Origin of the sequence: Veillonella sp. HPA0037 (assembly GCF_000411535.1) — a bacterium.
In the GTDB taxonomy this organism is placed as follows: domain Bacteria; phylum Bacillota; class Negativicutes; order Veillonellales; family Veillonellaceae; genus Veillonella; species Veillonella atypica.
Window position 1 is genome coordinate 597316 of sequence record NZ_KE150483.1, and the last position, 21707, is coordinate 619022.

Consider the following 21707-nt stretch of genomic DNA (forward strand, 5'->3'; position numbering starts at 1 on the left):
CACGATTATCGATGATACGGATAATCCTGTTCAATATCCTCTCTATAATCATCTTTATACCGGATTTCATCAATCTCTGCTGGAGTCAACACACGACCTTCAGCATCAACATATTCACGAAACTCATTAAAATATATCCCTTCTATATCTGAAGGTTCTAATTGTGGTTCATACGATTCAATATTTCCGTATGTACGATTAACTTCATCTAATATGCGATTCTGTTTCTCTATATCCGCATCACTATCTGTTTGATTATTCGATGATCTAGATTTTGCAATAAATGCAATGACGATGACGGCAATAACTAAGTACAACATAGGCATCTCCTACAATATGACTACTATATTATTAATTGTAACATATTGGGTTATATAAATTTAAAAGTCAAGTAAAAAAGGTTCCTATTGGTCACCTAGGTGACTATTAGGAACCTCTAATCTATTTACTTTTACACTTGACATCGTTATATTGAACTTGAGGCCTCTAAATGGGTCCAGTCTTTGCTAATCTTCTAGAGATTGGCGGTGATCAATATGAGTACATACAAAGTGCTATCATTAATGATTTCCTTTGGCATACTTGTAGCGACCATTATCATGGCTGCAAAGTGATTGACCTCTAGGTAAAAGCTAGCTTTCTAATCGTGGCATGAAAAAAGGCCCGACAGAGAAGTCAGACCGTTTCTTCAATTTAAAACACTAGAAGCGAAGTCTGGCGTCGAAACCATTTATGCCTCACTTTGATATAAATTATATCATATTTAATGAGGGAAAGAAATCTCATGTGATTTCTTTCCCTATTAATATCTATTATTTATTTACAATCAAGTTAAATACGTCAATAGCATCAGAGTTTTTACTATGTGGTTGTAATACATTTACATCGATTAACATATTACGTAACTGTGCTTTTGTTATACCTTGATCTAATTTTTCATATTCAATAACATTAATAAATCTAATTTTATCATTTTGTGTGATGAATTGCATTAGACCACTACCATCAAAAAATTCTTGTTCAAGAAAAATTCCAGGAATACCATCATTCCAAACTAAGTTGTAATGATATAATTTGATAGTATTAGAATTCTCTGTACTGTCTTGCCCCAAAGAAAGTATATCATCAACATAACCATACGGATCCTCACTATTACTTGTAGGTCTGCTAACATAATCTACATGCTGTAAAATCGTATCATTATAATTATAGACTTTAATTTGATGTCCTTCTAATATTTCATCACTCACTAAGCTATCTTTTAATACCCTATACGAAAATACATTAGTATCATTCGATATTATCTGTTTAGAATATGTATTCATATCGGCTAATGGAGTTATAGATGGTAATACATAGTTAACTAATAATTAATTTGCTATATCTGAAGATGGATGATTATCCGCCTTAGGTTCAATAATAAAACCTAAACGATATTGAACATCAAGTTCCTTTTCATAAACAAATCTAATCATATTACTCCAGTATATATCTTTCGACTGTTTTTCTTTAAAGCTAACTTGTTCCCAATAGGAATCTCTTAATCTAGGATAAGTAAAATCTGCCCCCTGTACTGAATCTTGCTTTAATACCATAGTGGACTTTTGATTTTTTATACTCCACCATATCCGGTTTATTTTTACTAGCTTCATATGACTCACTCACCATCTTAGTCTTATCTAATTTTATATATTCATCTGAAAAGACATAATTTTCATAAGCATTTAAAGCAACACTTGGGTCTGCACCAGGAATATTTATATCGATAGCTTGAGCAGATAAAACAATAGAACTCAATATAATAGAACTTAATAATAATCGCTTTAGCATATACATCTCTCCATACAATACTAGTTTTAATCGTATTGTAACATATTAAGTTGAGTGAATTTATGAAAGTCAAGCAAAAAAGGTTCCTATTGGTCACCTAGGTGACTATTAGGAACCTCTAATCTATTTACTTTTACAACTGACATCGATATATTATTAAAGTGAGGTCCCTAAATGGGTCCAATCTTTGCTAATCAACTCGAGGATTGGCGGTGAGTTAACGCATGAAAAAAGGCCCGACTGTGAAGTTAAACCGTTTCTTCAACATTAAATTCTAGAAGCGAAGTCTGGCGACCAAACCATTTATGCCTCACTTTGATATAAATTATATCATATCTAAGCACGGAAGGGAATTGAACAATTTCCTTCCGTGCTTTCATTTATAAACCTTCATGGTGCACACGAATAGCATAAAACTCTTGAAATACAGGAGCTTGCTCCTCCATGAGATTTCTCATTGCAATGAGTCTACGTTTTCCCACACGTCTATCTAAAACTGCAAAGATACGTACAATTAGATTATCACTAACCAAGCTCTTATCTATGTTTTGATTCTCAAATTCATCAAAAGCCTGATAAAAGCACCGCTGATCAAATACGCCTAATTCTAGTGCTGTATTGTCTATGAACGGAAAACCTTCATGCATTCTTCGTTCATAGGTATCATCTTTAGGAAACAAATGGGCCTTCACATATTGATTCCAATAATTGCCTTTTATAATTTCCTTACCATTATATCGTATAACAGCCCGCCCCTCATGATCAGGCGATTTACTATAAGTGGTAACAAAATATTGAATATGCCCTCGCAAGCTGATAGCAAGATATTCTGTTTCTAACTTATGCCGTATTCCAGACCACGTAGCCATAGGATTCACACCTCAACACACGAAACAAATATATACATTACTTAAAAGGATAATCCTGCTCATAGTCCTCTTGATAATCTAGTTTATGACGAACCGCATCAACTTCATTGGGACTTAGTACATTTCATATTACTATTATTGTATCATAGCAAATCTACTTCACCCTTATAGGTATCTCCTAAGTTTGCAATCTTAGCATCTGAAATAATACTATGCAATAATCCCTCGTTCACCATCTTCTCTAACCAATAACGTAATTACATATTGTGTATTAGGCTCATTCGGCAAAGCAAAAGAAATATCATTGGCCACAAAACTTAGTTTCTCCTTTGTTTTCATAGTGCTCCAACGACCATTTATAATATTCTCTCTTTTGAAAGCTGTAAATGGCAATGTATAAGACAGCCCACCTTCTGGAGTATGCATATGTATCTCTGTTACAGCATTATATTGGGCTCTAGATATAGAATAGTTTAAATTTTTACGTTTGACATCGCTATATTGAACTTAAGGCCTATAAATGGGTCCAGTCTTAGCTAATCTTATAGAGATTGGCGGTGAGGTTTCCATCAACTGAATCATTAGTATGATATAATATTATATTGTATATTAAGTTATGTATTTGAAAGGAGGAAAATATAATGCAACAATCATGGAAAATTGCATTTGCCTACATAGGTGTTATTGTAGGTGCAGGACTCTCGAGTGGACAAGATCTTCTACAATATTTTATAAGTTTTGGCCAAATAGGTCTTATTGGTGTTCTATTACTAGGTCTATTAAATGCCGCATTTGGTAAAATCATGCTTTCTTTGGGGAGCTACTATCGTGCAGACAATCATGAAGAAGTTTTTACACAGATTTCCCATCCTATTATTACAAGAATACTTGATTTTGTACTAATCTCGGGTAGCTTTATTATGGGATTTGTTATGATTGCTGGCGCAGGCTCAAACTTAGAACAACAATTTGGATTCCCTTTTTGGCTTGGTGGATTAATTTGCTCACTTTTAATCATAACCGTATCATTTATGGACTTTGACAAAATAACCAATGTTTTAGGTGTTTTTACTCCTATCATGATTGTTATGATATTCATCATTACAGGTTACTCTTTTATTGGTAAAAGTCATGATTGGACTACGTTAGAGGCTATAGCCCACACAATCAAACCAGCCACAAGCAATGTATGGTTTTCTGTCATTAATTATTATTCTCTATGTGCTATGACAGCTGTTTCTATGGCCTTTATTTTAGGTGGTTCTGTTGTTCGTATTGGTATTGCTGAAAAAGGTGGCACTCGTGGTGGCCTATTAGTCGGATTAGTTGTTTTTATAGCTGCTATCTCTATTTTTGCAAATCTAGATACAGTAAAAGATGCAGATTTGCCGATTCTTGCTATTGCCAATCAAATTCATCCTTGGCTAGCATATATATATGCAATCACAGTCTTTTCACTTATTTTTAATACAGCATTCTCTCTTTTTTATTCTATTGCTAGACGTTTTGCCAACGGTAGTACAAAAATAATGAGAATCGTTATTATTTCTGTTGTAATCATAGGATATATATGTAGTTTCTTTGGTTTTAAAGATTTGATTAGTATCCTCTACCCAATTCTCGGTTATATGGGACTATTACTCCTAATTATTCTTATTTATGGCTGGCTCCGTGATCGTAAAGATATCATTATGGAAAAACTCTTCCGAAGAAAGATGCTCCATTTATCATTAAAAAAACATAGTCCTCACAAAAATCTTTCAGAAAAAGAACGCGAACTATTCCATACATTAGGTGATATTAGTCAAGCAGATACAAAATCTCTTAAAGAAGATATTCATAATGAAGCAAAAGAAATACTTTCAAATACGGAAACAGTTCAAGAGCTAAAAGACTATGTGGAAGAGCATCTCTCAATAGACGAAGAAGTTATACATCAAAATATCAATATTCTACAAGAACAACAGGAAGAATCAAAATCAACTGAATCTTCTAAAGATAGACCTATCAAAAAGTCCAATATAAATAACAATGAAGTAAAATGAACAACGAGGAAATAATGACAGGTGTGGAATTAGAAATTATACTAAAAGCTGGAAAAATACTACTTAGCAGTGGCGCCGAAATCAGTCGTACAGAGGATACTATGAACTACATAGCACGAGCTATGAATTTTAAAGATTTAGAAGCCTACGTATCCAATAGAGGTATTTTTGCAACTGCTAAGAAAGCTGATGGAACTGAAATTACTCGTATTTGTAACGTTCCTGAAGTCGATATTAACCTCAGCAAAATTGAATCTGTTAATGCTCTCTCCCGACGTATCACACAAAAAAATATTACTATTGAGGAGATTGAAAGTGAACTTAATCAAATTGATACCATGTCAGACTATTCTTTTTTTTGGAGATTAGTAGCTTATACGTTAGGAGCTTCGGGCTTTAGCTATGCAATTGGTAGTTCTATAACAGACTCTATAATTGCAGGTATTATAGGTTTGGTATTAGGCGTCTATATGTGTACGATTAAACGCATACTTAGCTCTGATGTATTGATTACCATTTTAGGTAGTATTCTAATAGCCTTATTGGTTAATCTCTTTATCCACTTTGAATTAGGCTCCAACCTATCAGTTATATTACTAGGAGCCATGATTGACATTGTTCCCGGAGTTCCTTTCGTCAATGCTATTAGAGAGTATAGCCAGAATAACTATAATACAGGAATAACCCTTATGATGGGCGCGTTACTTACCTGTATTTCAATGGCTGTAGGGGTCGCAGTAGTACAATCACTACTCTTCAACACACAAATGATTCCTCTTTATACCTCTAATTTAGATACTAATTCCTTAACCTCTATGTTTATGCGTAGTATAATGGCTGGTATTGGTACTACAGCATTTGCAATCTTATTCCGTGTAGCTAAACAACATTTTATCGATTGTACAATATTAGGATTTATCTCATGGTTCTTGTTCTTAACATTATCTTCACTACAGTCTAATGTTATGCTCTCCATATTCATCAGTGGTTTTATCATCGCCATAGCATCAAGAATATTGGCTGTTAAACGGAAATGCCCTGCTATAGTTTTCCTAATGACTAGCTTATTCCCTTTACTACCAGGGCTCAGCTTTTATCGATCCATTTATTATATGCTAATGGGACAAGAAACTATTGCCATTAGCTTCGCAAAAGAATCCTTTTTGATAGCTTTTACAATTGCTATATCTATCGTAATTGTAAAACATATAAAACCACCACGAATCAAAAAACACACTTATAAGTAATATAACCCTATAACAAATTCATGTAAATTAAAGCATTCTGTAATAGTTTAGTAACATAGTGACTTATATCACCGACAAAATATATTGTCAATTGGTATATTTATTTCATCTTCCTACTGGGCTGACGGATACGTAGAATTGACTACATGCACAGTAGCACACATCGTGTGATAGCCGACCGTCTGGGCAAGCTTTTGTTCAGATGGTCTTTTTTTTATTGCCATCTCATAGCAAATGCTTCTTTATCAATTTTTGATAATCTCACGTATATGAAAGGAGTTTTTTTATGAGAAATCGTTGGCTTATCGCACTTGCAGCTATTGGACTGCACATATCCATCGGTAGCGTGTATGCATGGAGCGTGCTCACGCGCCCTATCATGGTAGATATGGGATTTACCTTATCACAAACAACCTGGACTTTTTCACTAGCCATTCTAATGCTTGGTCTATCTGCAGGTTTTCTTGGATCCTTTGCAGAGAAGATTGGTCCTAAAAAAAGCGGTCTCCTCGCCATGTTATTTTGGTGGGCTTAGTAAATAATTTCATTATCCTTGGTATCACCTATCTTATAGTTATGAGTGCTTCTTCCCTTTATTTGAAAGCACCTACGCCAAAAGAACCGACACGCTCTAATCAAGATAAATCTACCATGTACGTACATAATCACGGTATGCTAGCTAATGATGCTATGAAAACATGGCAATTCAGTGCTCTATGGTGGGTCTTCTTTGTTAATATTACCTGCGGTATCGGGCTCCTATCGCTAGCATCCCCCATGGCACAAGAAACCATTGGCATGACACCAGCAGCTGCGGCCTCTCTAGTCGGTATTATTGGCATTTTCAATGGTGGTGGTCGCATTGCATGGTCCACTATCTCTGATTTCCTTGGACGAGCACAAACTTATATATTATTCTTTATCATGGAAATCATTGCCTTCTATTTACTGTCTCAAACCCATAGTGCATTAACATTCCAGATTTTAATACTCCTCATTATCACCTGTTACGGTGGAGGCTTCTCTTGTATGCCAGCATATCTTGCAGACCTTTATGGTATACGCCAACTCTCTACCATTCATGGCCGTATCTTAACAGCTTGGGGCCTAGCAGGCATTGCTGGTCCCATGATTGTATCGTACTTTCACGAAGCAGGATATGGGTATTCCATGGCTTTAGTGTGCTTTGCAGGTTTATTTGTATTAAATACAATAATTGCTATAGTCTTAAAAGTGTATGGCAAGAGGGACCTTCACAGCTGACACCTACATTTAAACATGAAAAAAGGCCCGACTGTGAAGTCAGACCGTTTCTTCAATATTAAAATTCGAGAAGCGAGAGCTGGCATCCGAACCATTTATGCCTCACTTTGATATCAATTATATCATAAAAAATCTACTTCGCCCTTATATGTATCACCCAAGTTTGAAATCTTCGCATCAGAGGCGATTCCTGCTAGTGCTGGCAAACTCTTTCGATTCGCATCATATTTATAATGGATTGTATGTATATAAAGATTATGTGCATCTTGCGTGCTAAATCGCCATTCACTAGTACCATCTTCATATTCAAATGTTACCAGCACGCCAGGAACACCATCATTCCATATATACGTATGGCTACCACTACGCATATTCTTTCTAGTTTTTAACTGTGCTTCAGAGATTGTGACAATGTCAACAAGATTAGCCCAGATTTCCCCCTTATGCTCAACAGGATATACTTCTATCATCTGCGAAATACCTGTAGGATCCTTATATATTTTAATATGCTCATTACCGGATGCTTCCTCAACGGCATCATTTAATACCCGATAATTATAGTTATTAAAGCTTTCAAAATGACTATCCTTATTTAACCGTTCTAATGAAGTAATATTAGGCACAATGTAATTAGCGATAATATCCTCGATGCCTCGTTTACCAATACCTCGCTCACCATCTTCTCTAACCATCAAGGTAAGTACATATTGCGTATCAGGCTCATTATTTAAGGCAAAAGAAATATCATTCGCCACAAAGATAGGATTGCCTTTAGTTTTCATGGTGCTCCAACGGCCATTAATAACCCTTTCCCCTTTGAAAGTGCTACCATCAATACTGGATATATCAAACATATCTTGATTCATATGTGACCATTGTTCCTGCAATGCAGAACGTACATAGTCTTGCTTCAATTCATTATAGGGTTTGCCCAAATACTGAGCACTTTGCTCATACGGATGATTATCCACAACTAAACTAGTATAAATAAAAGGATGGTTAAATGTATACATCAATGTATTAGTATCTTTCACATTTGGAATAGGGGCAGATTGTATGCCACCTTTGAAAGCTGGAAACGGCAGTGTATAGGAAAGTCCGCCCTTATCAGTATGCATATGGACTTCGGTTACAGCATTATATTGGGCACGCCACATAGAATAGTTTAAATTTCTACGCTGCTCAGCATTCATCTCATCAACACGATATAGCAATCTAGCCGCATCACTAACCTCCGCAACACTAGTAGCATTATAGATTCGTTCATTAAGAATACTATCCATCAAATCATTCTTATAAAAATCAGCACTAGAATGCTTAACTTTTGCATTATACCCAGGCAACTCATTAGCATTGCTGCAACCACTCAAACACAGTATAGCAATCAGACCACCGAATAACAAAGATTTTCTAAACATAAGCTCTCCTCAATACACACTAACTATATTTTGTATATTGTAATGTACTTATATAGTAATAAAATGATAACAAAAGAGGTTCCTACTATCATAGAAATGATAAGAGAAACCTCTTTATTATTATCCTATTTCAATGTTTCGGGAACTTTGCCATTAAGCCATGCTGTTTTTTTAATATTCGTAAATACTCACGATATATATCAATAAAATAACATTCAGAGAGCGCCACCTCTATCAGGGAGCACATAGAAATAATACGTCAACTTCCTAAAATAGCTTATAGAAGATTATAAAATATCGATATATATACTATTGGGTGCATATAGAAGTAATAGACTATAACAAGGGGCTTATATGTTGACTTATATTTATAGATGTTTCAAAAATACCACAACACTGTTCTTTCATGACACAATTATTACAACTAACAGGATATGTCTTTTTCCAAGCAGAAATACTATCTCTTGCTAAAAATCGCACACCCTCTGTTAACAAACATAAAGGTATATTGTAAATAGAAGTCATTATACCTCGTCTATATAATGATAATGATGCCGATTCAAGTACATCCTTATAGTCAAATGGATCTATCCAAAACTCCTCACTATTTTTCGCTGCATATCCACTGTATTCCATCCCCATAATAGCAACATGTCGTACAAATGGTAGATTCCTAGATATATAATCAGCTAACAGCTTAATATTACCTATAGTTTTACTGAACAAAACTGTTCGAATCTCTATTAACTGCCTCTTTCTAAATAGGTTGAAAATCCCTTTAATCGTATCAATAAATGCACCATTACAACCAACTATATAATCATGCTGCTCATAATTTGCTGCATATAAAGGAATACAAAAAAGCAATTTAGAATGACCAATACTCGTAATTCTTTCAACTAATTTCATATTTTTAAACGCACGCCCATTAGTCAAAAAAGAGACCGGAGTATCTGGGTAAATATCATGAACTCGATGCAGTAACTCAACAACTACATCAGGGAACACTGTAGGTTCTCCACCAGTAATCCCTATATGCTTTACATTCTCAGGCTTTAGCTCAAGTATTTGTAAATTCATATTGAAAAAATGACCAGAATTGTCGCAGACTTGGGGACACATAATACAAGCACTATTACATTGATTTGTAATAAAGAGTGTCAAATCTTGCCAACTACTACGATACAAAATAGAGATAATTCCATCAGGCATAATAGATACAATATCACCTGATTCATAATTAAGGAAGTCATTGGGTGAAAGCGTTAATGTAAGCTGACTATTTCTACAAATAATTAAATCATCTTCTATAGATACTTTACCTATATAGGGTTGTTTGATATTAATACCTTCAATTTTTGTACTTAACATTATCAACCTCAATAATTAATCCATGACCAAAAGACTTTATTGATTCTATCATCATTTAAACTTAATAAGTAAAAAATATAGTCTAAAGCCCCTTTAGTTTTTTGACAAAAACTACTACTTGGTCGATGCCCTTCAAGAGTCCCATTTTCAGCATAATACCGTACGGGATCTGCTCCACAATACAGTTGATATGCACAAGTCGCACATTCAGGTAAGCATTCAACACAGGATGCTTTAACAACCTCTTTAGCAAGATTTCCCTTGAATAACTCATTCCAGGTATTAGCTCCCACATGACCTAAACAGAATCGCTTATCTCCACGTCGTGCTAACATACGTCCTTCGTCTGAGGCATAAACATAGCCATTGTAATCGTAAATAACACCACTTATAATATTGCCACATGGAGATTGTAAGTCAACAAATCCAGTACTAAAAGGTGTTAAAATACGTTCTAATAATAATGCTGCATAATACTCTACGAAATAATAGCCTTCTATATTTTTTTGAATAATATAATTTAAAGCATTCTTATAAGCTTTAAGAAACTCTTCCGTTGAATAGCCTAGAGTGTTTACATTATCTACAGCATTACCATATGGGTTTAAAGCACGAATAAATATTCCATGAAAGGCATGTTTAATATACTCATCAACAACAAGATGTAACCTATTTAAATTAGTCTTGCTAACAGTAAGCAATGGAGAGGCACCATCTTGACCTAAAATAGATCTGGTCAGAGCTAACTTATCTTCAAATACCTTATATCCATCTATCGGACCTCGAGGCTTACGATTATAGTTTTGTATTTCTTGATTTCCATCAAGAGATGTAGAGATTGCAATATTATGACTTTTACAATATTCTAAAATTTCTTTAGTAATTAAAGTTAAATTAGTACAGATGACAAATTCTAATTGTCTTTTAGCAATACGGTTTACTATCTCTGCGTACTCTACAATATCTTGAATGATAGGCCAATTTAATAGCGGTTCACCGCCTTGAAACTCTATTTTTATAATTGGAGATGGAGATTCAAAAATCTTATTTACGATAAGTTTTGCTGTAGGCCAATCTAAATCCAAATCATGTTCTTTTTCATTAGCACTACTAGCATGACAGTACCGACAATTAAAATTGCATCTTGCTGTTACAACAATCATATGTAATGATGTAAAATCATCTAAATATGTTTTTCTACTCTTTAATTGGTTAGCTAATACATCAAGTTGAATTTCAAGGTCGTAATCATCTGCTAAAAACTGTTTATCCTTTAAAGCAAAATAAAAATCTGAATTTCTATCAATATCCTTATTTAAAATATGATTGAAGTCATCAAGATTTATAAATAAATGTTCTCCACCTTGATTAACTAGAACCATTATTCCATTTGACAACTCTGTAAACCAAAATGGCAGATAATGTAATTCAGGAAGTACTGACACTAGTCTATCCCTCCTGCTTTATCAAATGCTTTATGATAAATAATTTCTCGTAACTTACCAAATCTATCATCTAAGTCAATTTGAACCTGTTTTTTTAGTGCTTCATTACAAAAGTCACCCAATAACCTTTCTAACTTATCTTTATCAGCCTCTAACTTTAATTTGAACCAAACACCAACAGTGTCAAAGTCAACTTCATCAATTTTAATATAACATTGGTCTGTAAACATATTCGCCGCATACATTACCGCTTTAGGCTCATAGAATTCTTTCTTTAATTCAACGAAATAAACAAAATCATTTTCTTTTCTAATAAAATAATTTGCCATACTAGACACCTAATGCTTGTTTCATTTTTAAATAAATACGACCATTTTGTGGTAACCCATGTCTAGCTTGAAAATCATAGATAGCAGCCACAACATCTTGTGTACGACCACTACCAGAAGAAAATGTATATCCATGACGTTGTAGCCCTGCACGGACAATATTAATATTAGTGCTATTCAAATATGCCTCTGTTTGCCAATCAACAATGCCTGTTGCAGGTAAACCATATTCTATTTGGAAATTTTTAATTGCCTGAACTGTATTAGGCCCCTTTTGTCCATCAACAGTTCCCACAGAATAACCTAAATCGTTGAGTTGCTGTTGTATATTAGAAATTGACATAACATCAACAGGTTGAGCTGGTGCTACATATCCATAATCATTACTTCCAGAACTACTTGTACTACCACCTGATGTATAACCAGAACCGGAATAATGTGAATAATGAGATCTGTGAGAAGAGTGTGATCTATGACTATAATGTGCCATTTCAACTATATCATTAGAAAAAATTCCATCAATGCTATCAAAAATTTGTTTGTGTGGAACCATATTATTAGATTTAAACTTCATACCTTTGAAATTATTTAGATTAATAGCACTACTATGGTCCAAGGTATTTAAATCATCACTATACTTATCCCATGCATTAGCCGTTGTAGGCAATCCTAGTTGTGCTAATATCCAAGAACTTACAGTAACAAATGTTAACCACGCTTTTTTTGACTTTTTCATAATACCCCTCACTTTTTTAACCATGAAAATAAATCAACTTAGAATCCCATAAATGATCAATGCCATAAAAATCAATATTAGACAGCCACACCCAGTCTCTGTTTTACTAGGATTAACATCGTTTTTTGCAATCGTCTCACTAGAATTTACAGGGCTATTTAATTCTGTTTGACTATACAAAGATAAAAGATTGAAGCCACATTTAGGACAGTTTATCCATGACTTTCTCATATTATGACCACAATTAGGACAGACTTTAGTATATGGTACGCCTGCCATGTTCGCAGAATTGTTATCAAACTTTTTATATGAAGTATACGATAATCCACTTCCTGGAAGTCCTATAGTGTTTCTTACACCTAACTTATTTATCGTTGTATGTACACCTCTACGCCCCAAAGTAAGACTTGTACTTTTCTTATTGAAATTAATTTTAATTCCTGGTGCGATTTTTATAGAACGGCGAAATCTAAAGAAACCCATCTAATAACACTCCAACAACACAACTTCATTGATTATTCATTATTAATTATATTATCTAATTTTCATTGTAAAAATACAATCAATAGATTATAAACATCCTTAATCAACATTAAACATCTACTAGTTAAAGAGCTATTCAGATAATTTAAATATTGAATTTAAATTCATATCAATATAGCGTAAAATAGAATTGATATATATTTATCAATCAGTAGTATCTTTTAAAGGACATTATTATGATTATTTACTCATCCAACAAACAATCCTTTATCCAAGACTTTGAACAAGGTGTCTTGGTAAAAAAGTTACATCAAACATTAACAGAAAAATATCGCCGTGTTGGCGAATCTGAAATTCATTCATGGCAAGCTTCATTATCTTATATGGCTAATGTTATGCGTGACTTTGCTATACCTGACTTAGCTGGTGTTGCCATAGAATATATTGTTCCAAATACACAAAAACGGGTTGACTTTATTATTACTGGACTAGATCAACAGGATAAAGAGCATGTAGTCATTGTTGAGCTTAAACAATGGGGCGAAGCTTTCAAAGTAACAGATAAAGATAATATTGTATCTACCTATCTTGGTGGTGGAATCCATGAAGTAACCCACCCATCATATCAGGCTTGGTCATACTGTAGCCTTATTGAAAATTTCAATGAAGATGTACAAACTCGACCTATTGAACTACATCCATGTGCTTTTTTACATAATTTTGATGAAAGCATCTCCCCTGAGCTCCGTGATCCTATCTATAATGATATCTTAAATATCTCTCCGATGTTCACACTAGGCCAAATGGATAGCTTACGTAACTTTATCAAAACTTATATTCCAAAAGCTGATACTACAAATATCATGGAGTCCATTGAACACGGTAAGTTAAAACCATCAAAATCACTTCAAGATTCTATTTTAAATATGCTAAAAGGCAATAAAGAATTTGTTCTAATCGATGACCAAAAGGTAGAGTTTGAACAAATAAAAAAAGCAGCTTTGGAGGCTATTAAGAATAATCAGAAAACTGTATATATAGTACGTGGCGGACCTGGCACTGGTAAAAGTGTAGTTGCCATTAACTTGTTAGCTGAATGTATCCATAAAGGCTATATGGCTCAATATATTACGGCAAATGCAGCGCCACGAAATGTATATAGTGCCATGTTACAACAAGGATATACAAAATCTGAAATAAAGGCCTTATTCCAAAGTAGTGGAACCTTTCATACACGTAAAAAGAATGAGCTTCAAATCGCAATAGTAGATGAAGCACATAGGTTGCGTGAAAAATCGGGAATGTTCCAAAACCAAGGTGAAGATCAAATCAAAGAAATTATCAATGCCTCTGTTTTTAGCGTATTTTTTATCGACAGAAATCAACGTGTTACCTTTAGTGATGCCGGTACAATCGATAAAATACGATACTTTGGTAAAAAACAAAACACTTTAATCTATGAAGGCGCATTAGAATCTCAATTTCGTTGTAATGGTTCAGATGGGTATTTAGCTTGGCTTGATAATGCTCTACAAATAGCAGAAACTGCAAACTATGATGGATTTGAAGGTGATTATGACTTCAAAATTTTTGATAATCCTCATGATATGTATAACGCTATAAAAACTAAAAATAACATAAATAACAAATCTCGTATCTTAGCTGGTTATTGTTGGGATTGGCCAAAAGAAGGTCGAACTACATCATTAATTAAAGATATTCAAATACCCGAGTACAATTTCGGAATTAGTTGGAACCTAGGTAACTCCGATACATATGCTATTGACCCTGATTCTATTAATGAAGCAGGGTGTATTCATACTACTCAAGGTCTCGAATTTGAATATGTCGGTGTAATCATTGGTGATGATTTACGTTATGAAGATGGTAAACTTATTGTAGACATTAACAAACGTGCAAAAACAGATCAATCTATAAAAGGTATCAAGAAACTTTTAAAAGAAAATCCTACTGAAGCACATCGTATTGCCAATGAAATTGTGAAAAATACATATCGTACATTAATGACACGAGGTCAAAAAGGTTGTTATATCTACTGTACAAATAAAGGATTGTCGGATTATTTTAAATTAATATACAACCATCAATTAAGTTATACCTACGAGCAATCAACATTATCTAAATCAGATCAATTAGTAGCAGATATACCTAGCTCTGATATTGATATAACAGAGATAAATCCTCATAAAATTTAATATATCGAAAAATGAGCCAGTATCACACTTCAATCAGAGTAATACTGGCCCATTTTTAAATTGGTTTAAATATTCAATTACCAAACAATATAAAGTATCAAATTATATAAAGAAAGCACCATATTATACAAGCAAAATACCTCTATATGATGTGGTATTAATTTGCCTTGAAAGATACCGCATAACTATAGATTAAAGGTAATACTACTTTTCGGATTCTTCAATTTCGAAAAACCAGATTTCTCCAACGCATGTAAAATCTTTTGAATAGTCTTTTTGATATTATCTTTAGACACAGGTATAGAACTTACGATATATATAATGCCATCCACTTTTGCAGGATAAATACTAACAATACAATCAGGGCTATGTATAATGCGAAGCAGATACACATCATAGGTAGACTCAATATAAAAATCAAACTCCTGATTTTCATGTATTACATCAGGTATGTCGTGTACTGGTGCTACTGTACAATCAGATATCTGAAAAGAATCTGCATCAAAATGCACTCTACAATTATGTTTTCGTTTCATTCGTTCAAGTCGTTCATCTATCATGTTTCACCACATCACTAATTAGTCGCCCCAAGTCTATGGCATTTTTAGAGGTAATAACAGGCTTACCAGTTCTAGCTTCAATAGATTTACGTGCATCACCAGCAATAGAACCACCATCTTGAGCAACTTGTTTATTCTCGTCTAATCCTTGAGGATTAGTTGCCTCCGCAATATCCTTTGTAGCCGTTTCGGCTAACATATTTAAGATAAGTTCTGTAGTAGACATATTATCTCGTAGATTTTCTTTTTTTAGCCCCTTAAAGTCCTTATATTCTCTAGTCGTCATTCCAGACCAAGCTTTAGAGATTTCATTCGTTAGGATAGCATATTCATTACCAGCTTTAACACCATGATCTTGCCAAGTATCGGTTAATTCTTTACGAACCTGAATGGCCTGTAATCGTTGATTAATCCATTCTCGGCTATATCCCTTACGAGCATATGATTCTAAAGCCCTATCAATCGTAAGTTCCGGATCAATGATTTCATCAATACGTTCTTTACCAACCTCTGCTAACCACATTTTAAAAGGTTCTGCCTTAGGTGATGGAACAGATTGTATGATACGGAAAATACCTTGCATATCAGCTACATCAGTCTTATATGACTTACCATCTGTCGACTTAAGTTTCAGTTGTCGACAAAATGTCGACAACTCACTTCGTTCTTCTTCTGACATACGTTTTTTCACTCGATACCAATAATCACGTGGATTATTGCTTTCAGTCAAAGAACCTATAACATCAACTACACTAAAATACCACTCTTCCCTTTCATTATCCCACACAGAACGAATTTGACTACCTTCAAATATCTTTACATCATCACTCATACATCTTCCTCCTCTCTTTAATCACAAATATATGTTCTATATTATTATCTATAGTATACGCCTTTTAGCATAAGAAATAAAGATATTTTCTAGAAACATAGAGCTCTTTTTTAACTTTCACCATACCAAAAAGCTCTCTATCACAAGGTATATACCTCACAATAGAGAGCCTATAGTTACATGAAAAAATCTAACCTATGGTGAGAGTTACTTCACAAGGTATTTTTAGTCTCCTTACATTATCTATTATTTCGCATTCTTAATATCAACCGTCGCCATATCTTTTGGCATCTTAGCCCCAAGCCCACTTTGGAATGTGTTATAGTAGTCCTTATTATTATTAGTGTCTACATATTGCACAATATCTCGCAAGTCTTTTTCGACCAAAGAATTCGTATTATAGGTCATAATAAAGTGATTGTATACGTATTGTTTATCATGGGATATTAACATATAAATCGTTGTTTTAGGACGCTTAATTTGCATATATACGGATGACATAGCATCATTCCATACGGTAGCAAATTGGATTGGTTGATGCATCGAATACTTGTCAGTTAGAATAATACTGCGTACAGCTTTCGGGAAAATCTTTTCTGGATGTTGTATATCTTCAGCCTCAACTGGCATAACCATGATACCTTCTCTATACTGGTCACTATCGTATACGTACATATACGAATCATTTTTATCTTCCCGAATCATTTTACTTGTTTTTAGTGTTAAGAATGTAAAATCATTAATTGTTAATGCTTTGCTTTTTGAAAATATATCCTTCGCTGGTTCAATGGATGGTAATACATAGTTTACCAACGGAGACATTATCATGTCTTTAGTCTTATCAACACCTTGAGCTTTTAACACGCTAAACTGTTTTCTAGGCATAAAATTATAACCCACATGATACGAAATCGTCGGTGTATTCTTCATCGTAAAATTAAGGCTCCCCACCATTGGTGCATCCTTAGCATACGTGATATCCCATGTCGCTTTTTCAACCGTAGGATACGTAAATTTACCAGCATATAATGAATGGTCATCACCACGAAATACGCCAGCTGTTTTCTCTGCGATAACTTTCATATCATCAACAGTCAATTTGCTATAAGGAATTTTACTATCCTCCCAATTATTGCCTGCTGGTTGATGACGCAATTCATAAGCCATCATACCGTCGGGGCTCATAATCATTGCATTTCTGAAAGCAGGTGTACCATCTGCAATCTTCTCAGTATTCCCATATCGACTCGAGTAAGGCATGGTGAATTTTACATTGGCTCCATCCTCTTTCAAAATAAATATTGATGAAGAAAAATCTAATGCATGGTTCAACTCACGATTTGAATAAATGATATCATTTAAATCAAATTCGCCATTACCTACCACTTGTTTGGGCATATATGTTTTTATATCCTTTTCAACATCCCGTTCCATCTGTTGCGCATCCGCATCAGTCTTGCGATAATTCTGATACGCATCCTTTGATACAGTTGGATCTGCGCCAGGTATATTAATATCAATTGCATGACCACCCAATGTAACACAACTTAAACAAAGCGTAGCCATCAATACACGTTTCATCATAATAACGCTTCCTTTCACATAAACTCTCTCAAATAGTATATATATAGAATATCATATTTCGTTTGACTTATAGTAGTATAATATAAGTATAGAAACTAGGAGGTGATTACTATGAAATTTACTAAACGTATACTCATTATGACTGCTTTAGCCGTGACTGCTGTAGTGTCCACAGGATTTGCTTATGATTATGTATGCAATAATTCTCAGTACAATTGCAATACTAACACACAATACAACTGTAATAACAATGCTAACTATGCACCATGTAACAATAACAACCAAAACTATTGCGGTCCAAACTCTAATACTAGAGGATGCGGCGGATATAGAAGATAATATATTAGACATAACAGAAGCCTATAGTACGATTTTCGTACTATAGGCTTTTATCATCTATAAGTATACATAACTCTATAGAACATTAACATAAACAAGGTTAAATAAGTGTCGACAAATTGTCGACACTTATTTATACTGAACCTAGAGTCATCAACGTGAGTTAGGCTCATCACCGAAAAACGCCTAACGTATAAAAGCATTCACAGTGCTTACACGTTAGGCGCATTCTAAATTTGCAATTTTGTAGATGGGCCTAACGCTAGCTACACGTTGATGGCTCTCTTTATATTTATAATATAACATACTTTACGTTATATAGCAAAAATACAAAATTCAGATTATCTTAAATTTATCAACGTATAACTAGTCCCGCTATTCCCCACATCACGGCGATAACGCCAAATATAAATCCCCATATACTAAGGAATAAATGGACCATAGAATAATGTGGATAGACTCTAATAGAATACGTACTATAATCATCATCACTACTAATTAAATAGCGACGAATCGTACCAAATATCTTTACTATCCGACTAGGCTTATCGTTAAATAATAGCTGATACGTCCCCGGATTAGCATAAAATGTATAGAGTTCAAATCGTACGTCGATTACTTTAGTCACACTAACGGGTATCAAGTTAGCTCTTAATGGGACTTCCTTTTCCGTTTCACAGTTAATAAGCTGTAGTCCAAATAGCCCTAACGGAGCTTTTTTAAACCGATTACCATTAAGCCATATACCATAGCGACCAGCTGTTTGTATAGTAAATATCCCTTTATCTGTTCTATAAGGCATATCATGTATGGCCGTTACCGTATACACTTTCACAGTATGCTTAATGCTCAGTACGAGTAACAACAGTCCTAGGGGAATCATCAGTCCGAAAACAAACAATATAACGCCACCTTTATTACGAGTTCATGCGGTTAAAGTATTCAATGGATTGCGGTGTAAACCCAATATAAGTAGTGCCATTAGAATAAGGTCCTAATTCATATGGTTGGTAAACTAGATCGATGTTCCCCTTACCGCGTAGGCAGTAGTTATCAGTTACATATTTTACACTCCAGCCTTGAGGAATACGGCTCTTTGTATGGGAACCTGTGTAGTAATCTAATACATAAGATCGTAATCCTCTGTCCAACTGTTCTGCATTAGCGATTTTTACATAATTGTATAGAGGAACACGTTGACCTGTTATTTTGTTATATACAAGACCTCTAGTATTAGTCATACCATGAACGGCACCGGCATAGTAATGATAGGTCGTCAATAGAATGGAAACGACTTGGCTATCTTCATAGGTTACCTTATAGTTTTGAGCCACCTTATAAATATGTTGGTTGTAATACATATCCTTTGCTTCTAGCACATAGTTTGCAATATCTGTATTAATCGCTTGTTGAGCATAAGCAGAATCAGTATATACCAAAGGATATTTTAAATCTAAATTGGCATCTGATTGGCTACCAGTTACAACCTTTGCATAACCTGGTACGGCTAACATAACACCTACGGCCCCTAAAACTATAGCTTTCTTTAATACGTTCATACTAATCCCTCCTCTACCTGAGATTTGTTAACGAAATATCTATACTGAGTATTTCGCCATGAACTAGTAAATCTCCTTTTTATTGTTTCTGTACCATCGTACTAGAGGAGGCTTTCACCATACAAAAAAGGACCCTCCAAAGAGAGTCCTTAATTTGTTATGGTATGCTATTAAGCGTTTTTAGCTACTTCAACAAGTTTAGCGAATGCTGCTGCATCGTTAACTGCCAAGTCAGCCAACATTTTACGGTTAACTTCAACGCCTGCTTTAGTCAAACCAGCGATGAAACGGCTGTAAGTTGTGCCATTGATACGAGCTGCTGCGTTGATGCGAGCAATCCACAATTGACGGAATTCGCGTTTTTTCGCACGACGGTCACGACGAGCGTAGTACAACGCTTTCATTACTGTTTCGTTAGCTTTTTTGAACAAACGAGAACGAGTACCGCGGTAACCTTTAGCTAATTTCAAAATCTTTTTATGACGTGCATGAGCTGTAACGCCCTTTTTCACTCTTGCCATTGTATATTCCTCCTAAATTACGATATATCAATCTAATAGTTAGCGATTAAGCGTATGGTAAGCATTTAACTACGCGTTTGTAGTCAGATTTAGCAACCAATGTAGCTTTACGTAAATTACGTTTACGAGCTGGAGATTTTTTCTCAAGAATGTGGCTTTTGAAAGCTTTTGCACGCTTGAATTCACCAGTACCAGTTACTGCGAAACGTTTAGCCGCTGCGCGACGAGTTTTAATTTTTGGCATAATTATAATCCTCCCAATATCCTATTTACTTACTAAAATCATGGTCATATTACGACCTTCTAATTTAGCTGCTTTTTCAATAGACGCCGTTTCTTTGAGTTCTTCAGCAAAACGTGTCAACACTGCCATGCCAAGTTCAGGGTGAGAAAGTTCACGACCGCGGAACATGATGGTTACTTTTACTTTGTTACCTTCACCCAAGAATTTGGATGCGTTTTTCATTTTTACGTAAAAGTCATGGTCTTCAATATGTGGACGTAACTTAACTTCTTTTAAAGTTACGATTTTTTGTTTCTTTTTCGCTTCTTTCTCGCGTTTTTGTTGTTCATAACGATATTTACCGTAGTTCATAATGCGAGCTACTGGTGGTTTAGCGTTAGGTGCAATTTCCACAAGATCAAGATGCTTTTCTTCAGCCAATGCCAACGCCTCACGGCCAGACATAATACCGATTTGTTCGTTTTCAGGACCTACGACACGAAGTTCACGAGCACGAATCTCTTCATTAATGCGTGGTGTATCCTTGCTAATAGCTTTCACCTCCAAGAGAATAAAAAAACGGATGGCATACACCATCCGAATAGAGTTCTCTATATGTAACCTCATACTTCATGGTATTAGGTGAGTGGCGGATGGCCTCTGCTTCATAAATTACTTAATTATAATAACAAATTGACTGGTGAAAGTCAACACTAATCTTGTACTTTCCCATATATTTATTTCTAGAGTAATCAAACATTTGTGACAAATACTTATGCCTTTTGATTCATAAAGTACTCTGTTATAACTTGGTTTGGTGATTTAAAGTTTAAGACT

The 21707-nt window shown here is 34.6% G+C and carries 23 protein-coding genes, 1 pseudogene and 1 riboswitch; of the genes and pseudogenes, 5 read left to right on the plus strand and 19 right to left on the minus strand.

Translation table 11 applies throughout. From position 1 onward, the window contains the following. Positions 1 to 5 precede the first annotated feature (5 nt). Entirely contained in the window at positions 6 to 320 is a 315-nt protein-coding gene (locus HMPREF1477_RS02835; protein ID WP_016475744.1) for a hypothetical protein, read from the minus strand. A 243-nt stretch (positions 321 to 563) separates the two neighbouring features. Here HMPREF1477_RS02835 and HMPREF1477_RS09895 point away from each other — a divergent pair, with 243 nt between their 5' ends. Then, entirely contained in the window at positions 564 to 614 is a 51-nt protein-coding gene (locus HMPREF1477_RS09895) for a hypothetical protein (protein ID WP_353511575.1), read from the plus strand. Positions 615 to 812: 198 nt separating this feature from the next. Here the strand turns inward: HMPREF1477_RS09895 and HMPREF1477_RS02840 are convergent, their stop codons facing one another. The 4 genes from HMPREF1477_RS02840 to HMPREF1477_RS02855 form a co-directional block, all read right to left on the minus strand. Next, positions 813 to 1250: a hypothetical protein gene (locus HMPREF1477_RS02840; RefSeq protein ID WP_148529026.1), complete on the minus strand. Its 438-nt coding sequence runs from the start codon at positions 1248 to 1250 to the stop codon at positions 813 to 815. 295 nt (positions 1251 to 1545) lie between these two features. Continuing rightward, complete coding sequence (locus tag HMPREF1477_RS02845; protein WP_016475748.1) at positions 1546 to 1830, minus strand: hypothetical protein; 285 nt, start codon at positions 1828 to 1830, stop codon at positions 1546 to 1548. Between the two features lie 380 nt (positions 1831 to 2210). Further along, positions 2211 to 2699, minus strand: a complete 489-nt coding sequence (locus HMPREF1477_RS02850; RefSeq protein ID WP_016475749.1) for a hypothetical protein — start codon at positions 2697 to 2699, stop codon at positions 2211 to 2213. A 210-nt stretch (positions 2700 to 2909) separates the two neighbouring features. Then, the gene (locus HMPREF1477_RS02855) at positions 2910 to 3125 is read right to left on the minus strand and encodes a hypothetical protein (RefSeq protein ID WP_016475750.1); all 216 of its coding nucleotides are present in this window, start codon (positions 3123 to 3125) and stop codon (positions 2910 to 2912) included. Between the two features lie 215 nt (positions 3126 to 3340). On the opposite strand from HMPREF1477_RS02855, the gene HMPREF1477_RS02860 reads away from it, so the two are divergent. From HMPREF1477_RS02860 to HMPREF1477_RS02870, 3 genes and pseudogenes are all read left to right on the plus strand, one after another. After that, entirely contained in the window at positions 3341 to 4744 is a 1404-nt protein-coding gene (locus tag HMPREF1477_RS02860) for a hypothetical protein (RefSeq protein ID WP_016475751.1), read from the plus strand. A 14-nt stretch (positions 4745 to 4758) separates the two neighbouring features. After that, a complete protein-coding gene (locus HMPREF1477_RS02865) occupies positions 4759 to 5991 on the plus strand; it encodes a threonine/serine exporter ThrE family protein (RefSeq protein ID WP_016475752.1) in 1233 nt (410 codons plus the stop codon). A gap of 107 nt (positions 5992 to 6098) precedes the next feature. After that, a riboswitch (ZMP/ZTP riboswitch) is annotated at positions 6099 to 6186 on the plus strand. 91 nt (positions 6187 to 6277) lie between these two features. Next, positions 6278 to 7254, plus strand: a pseudogene (locus tag HMPREF1477_RS02870) (MFS transporter). A gap of 122 nt (positions 7255 to 7376) precedes the next feature. Here the strand turns inward: HMPREF1477_RS02870 and HMPREF1477_RS02875 are convergent. The 6 genes from HMPREF1477_RS02875 to HMPREF1477_RS02900 form a co-directional block, all read right to left on the minus strand. Beyond that, entirely contained in the window at positions 7377 to 8672 is a 1296-nt protein-coding gene (locus HMPREF1477_RS02875) for a hypothetical protein (protein WP_016475755.1), read from the minus strand. A 336-nt stretch (positions 8673 to 9008) separates the two neighbouring features. Further along, the gene (gene hxsC / locus HMPREF1477_RS02880; RefSeq protein ID WP_016475756.1) at positions 9009 to 10043 is read right to left on the minus strand and encodes a His-Xaa-Ser system radical SAM maturase HxsC; all 1035 of its coding nucleotides are present in this window, start codon (positions 10041 to 10043) and stop codon (positions 9009 to 9011) included. Between the two features lie 8 nt (positions 10044 to 10051). Continuing rightward, positions 10052 to 11488: a His-Xaa-Ser system radical SAM maturase HxsB gene (hxsB, locus tag HMPREF1477_RS02885; RefSeq protein WP_016475757.1), complete on the minus strand. Its 1437-nt coding sequence runs from the start codon at positions 11486 to 11488 to the stop codon at positions 10052 to 10054. Continuing rightward, positions 11488 to 11817 (minus strand): His-Xaa-Ser system protein HsxD, encoded by a 330-nt coding sequence (locus tag HMPREF1477_RS02890; protein WP_016475758.1) that lies wholly within the window; start codon positions 11815 to 11817, stop codon positions 11488 to 11490. The genes hxsB and HMPREF1477_RS02890 overlap by 1 nt, the downstream gene beginning before the upstream one ends. A gap of 1 nt (position 11818) precedes the next feature. Then, entirely contained in the window at positions 11819 to 12553 is a 735-nt protein-coding gene (locus HMPREF1477_RS02895; RefSeq protein WP_016475759.1) for a peptidoglycan-binding protein, read from the minus strand. Between the two features lie 33 nt (positions 12554 to 12586). Next, complete coding sequence (locus tag HMPREF1477_RS02900) at positions 12587 to 13036, minus strand: DUF4236 domain-containing protein (RefSeq protein WP_016475760.1); 450 nt, start codon at positions 13034 to 13036, stop codon at positions 12587 to 12589. Between the two features lie 236 nt (positions 13037 to 13272). On the opposite strand from HMPREF1477_RS02900, the gene HMPREF1477_RS02905 reads away from it, so the two are divergent. Next, positions 13273 to 15252 (plus strand): DUF2075 domain-containing protein, encoded by a 1980-nt coding sequence (locus tag HMPREF1477_RS02905; protein WP_016475761.1) that lies wholly within the window; start codon positions 13273 to 13275, stop codon positions 15250 to 15252. 185 nt (positions 15253 to 15437) lie between these two features. Here HMPREF1477_RS02905 and HMPREF1477_RS02910 read toward each other — a convergent pair whose 3' ends face one another. The 8 genes from HMPREF1477_RS02910 to infC form a co-directional block, all read right to left on the minus strand. Further along, positions 15438 to 15812, minus strand: coding sequence for a hypothetical protein (locus HMPREF1477_RS02910; RefSeq protein WP_016475762.1), 375 nt, complete (start codon positions 15810 to 15812; stop codon positions 15438 to 15440). After that, positions 15802 to 16644: a BRO family protein gene (locus HMPREF1477_RS02915; protein WP_016475763.1), complete on the minus strand. Its 843-nt coding sequence runs from the start codon at positions 16642 to 16644 to the stop codon at positions 15802 to 15804. Before HMPREF1477_RS02915 ends, HMPREF1477_RS02910 begins: the two co-directional genes overlap by 11 nt. Positions 16645 to 16890: 246 nt before the next feature. After that, entirely contained in the window at positions 16891 to 18228 is a 1338-nt protein-coding gene (locus HMPREF1477_RS02920; RefSeq protein WP_016475764.1) for a hypothetical protein, read from the minus strand. A 694-nt stretch (positions 18229 to 18922) separates the two neighbouring features. Next, positions 18923 to 19468 carry a hypothetical protein gene (locus HMPREF1477_RS02930; protein ID WP_016475766.1) on the minus strand — a complete coding sequence of 182 codons (546 nt, stop codon included), beginning with the start codon at positions 19466 to 19468 and terminating at the stop codon, positions 18923 to 18925. Between the two features lie 16 nt (positions 19469 to 19484). Then, positions 19485 to 20126: a PdaC/SigV domain-containing protein gene (locus HMPREF1477_RS02935; protein WP_016475767.1), complete on the minus strand. Its 642-nt coding sequence runs from the start codon at positions 20124 to 20126 to the stop codon at positions 19485 to 19487. Between the two features lie 170 nt (positions 20127 to 20296). Next, the gene (rplT, locus tag HMPREF1477_RS02940; RefSeq protein WP_005376311.1) at positions 20297 to 20647 is read right to left on the minus strand and encodes a 50S ribosomal protein L20; all 351 of its coding nucleotides are present in this window, start codon (positions 20645 to 20647) and stop codon (positions 20297 to 20299) included. A 46-nt stretch (positions 20648 to 20693) separates the two neighbouring features. After that, complete coding sequence (gene rpmI, locus HMPREF1477_RS02945) at positions 20694 to 20891, minus strand: 50S ribosomal protein L35 (RefSeq protein WP_005376016.1); 198 nt, start codon at positions 20889 to 20891, stop codon at positions 20694 to 20696. 21 nt (positions 20892 to 20912) lie between these two features. Then, complete coding sequence (gene infC, locus HMPREF1477_RS02950; protein ID WP_005376236.1) at positions 20913 to 21467, minus strand: translation initiation factor IF-3; 555 nt, start codon at positions 21465 to 21467, stop codon at positions 20913 to 20915. Positions 21468 to 21707 lie beyond the last annotated feature (240 nt).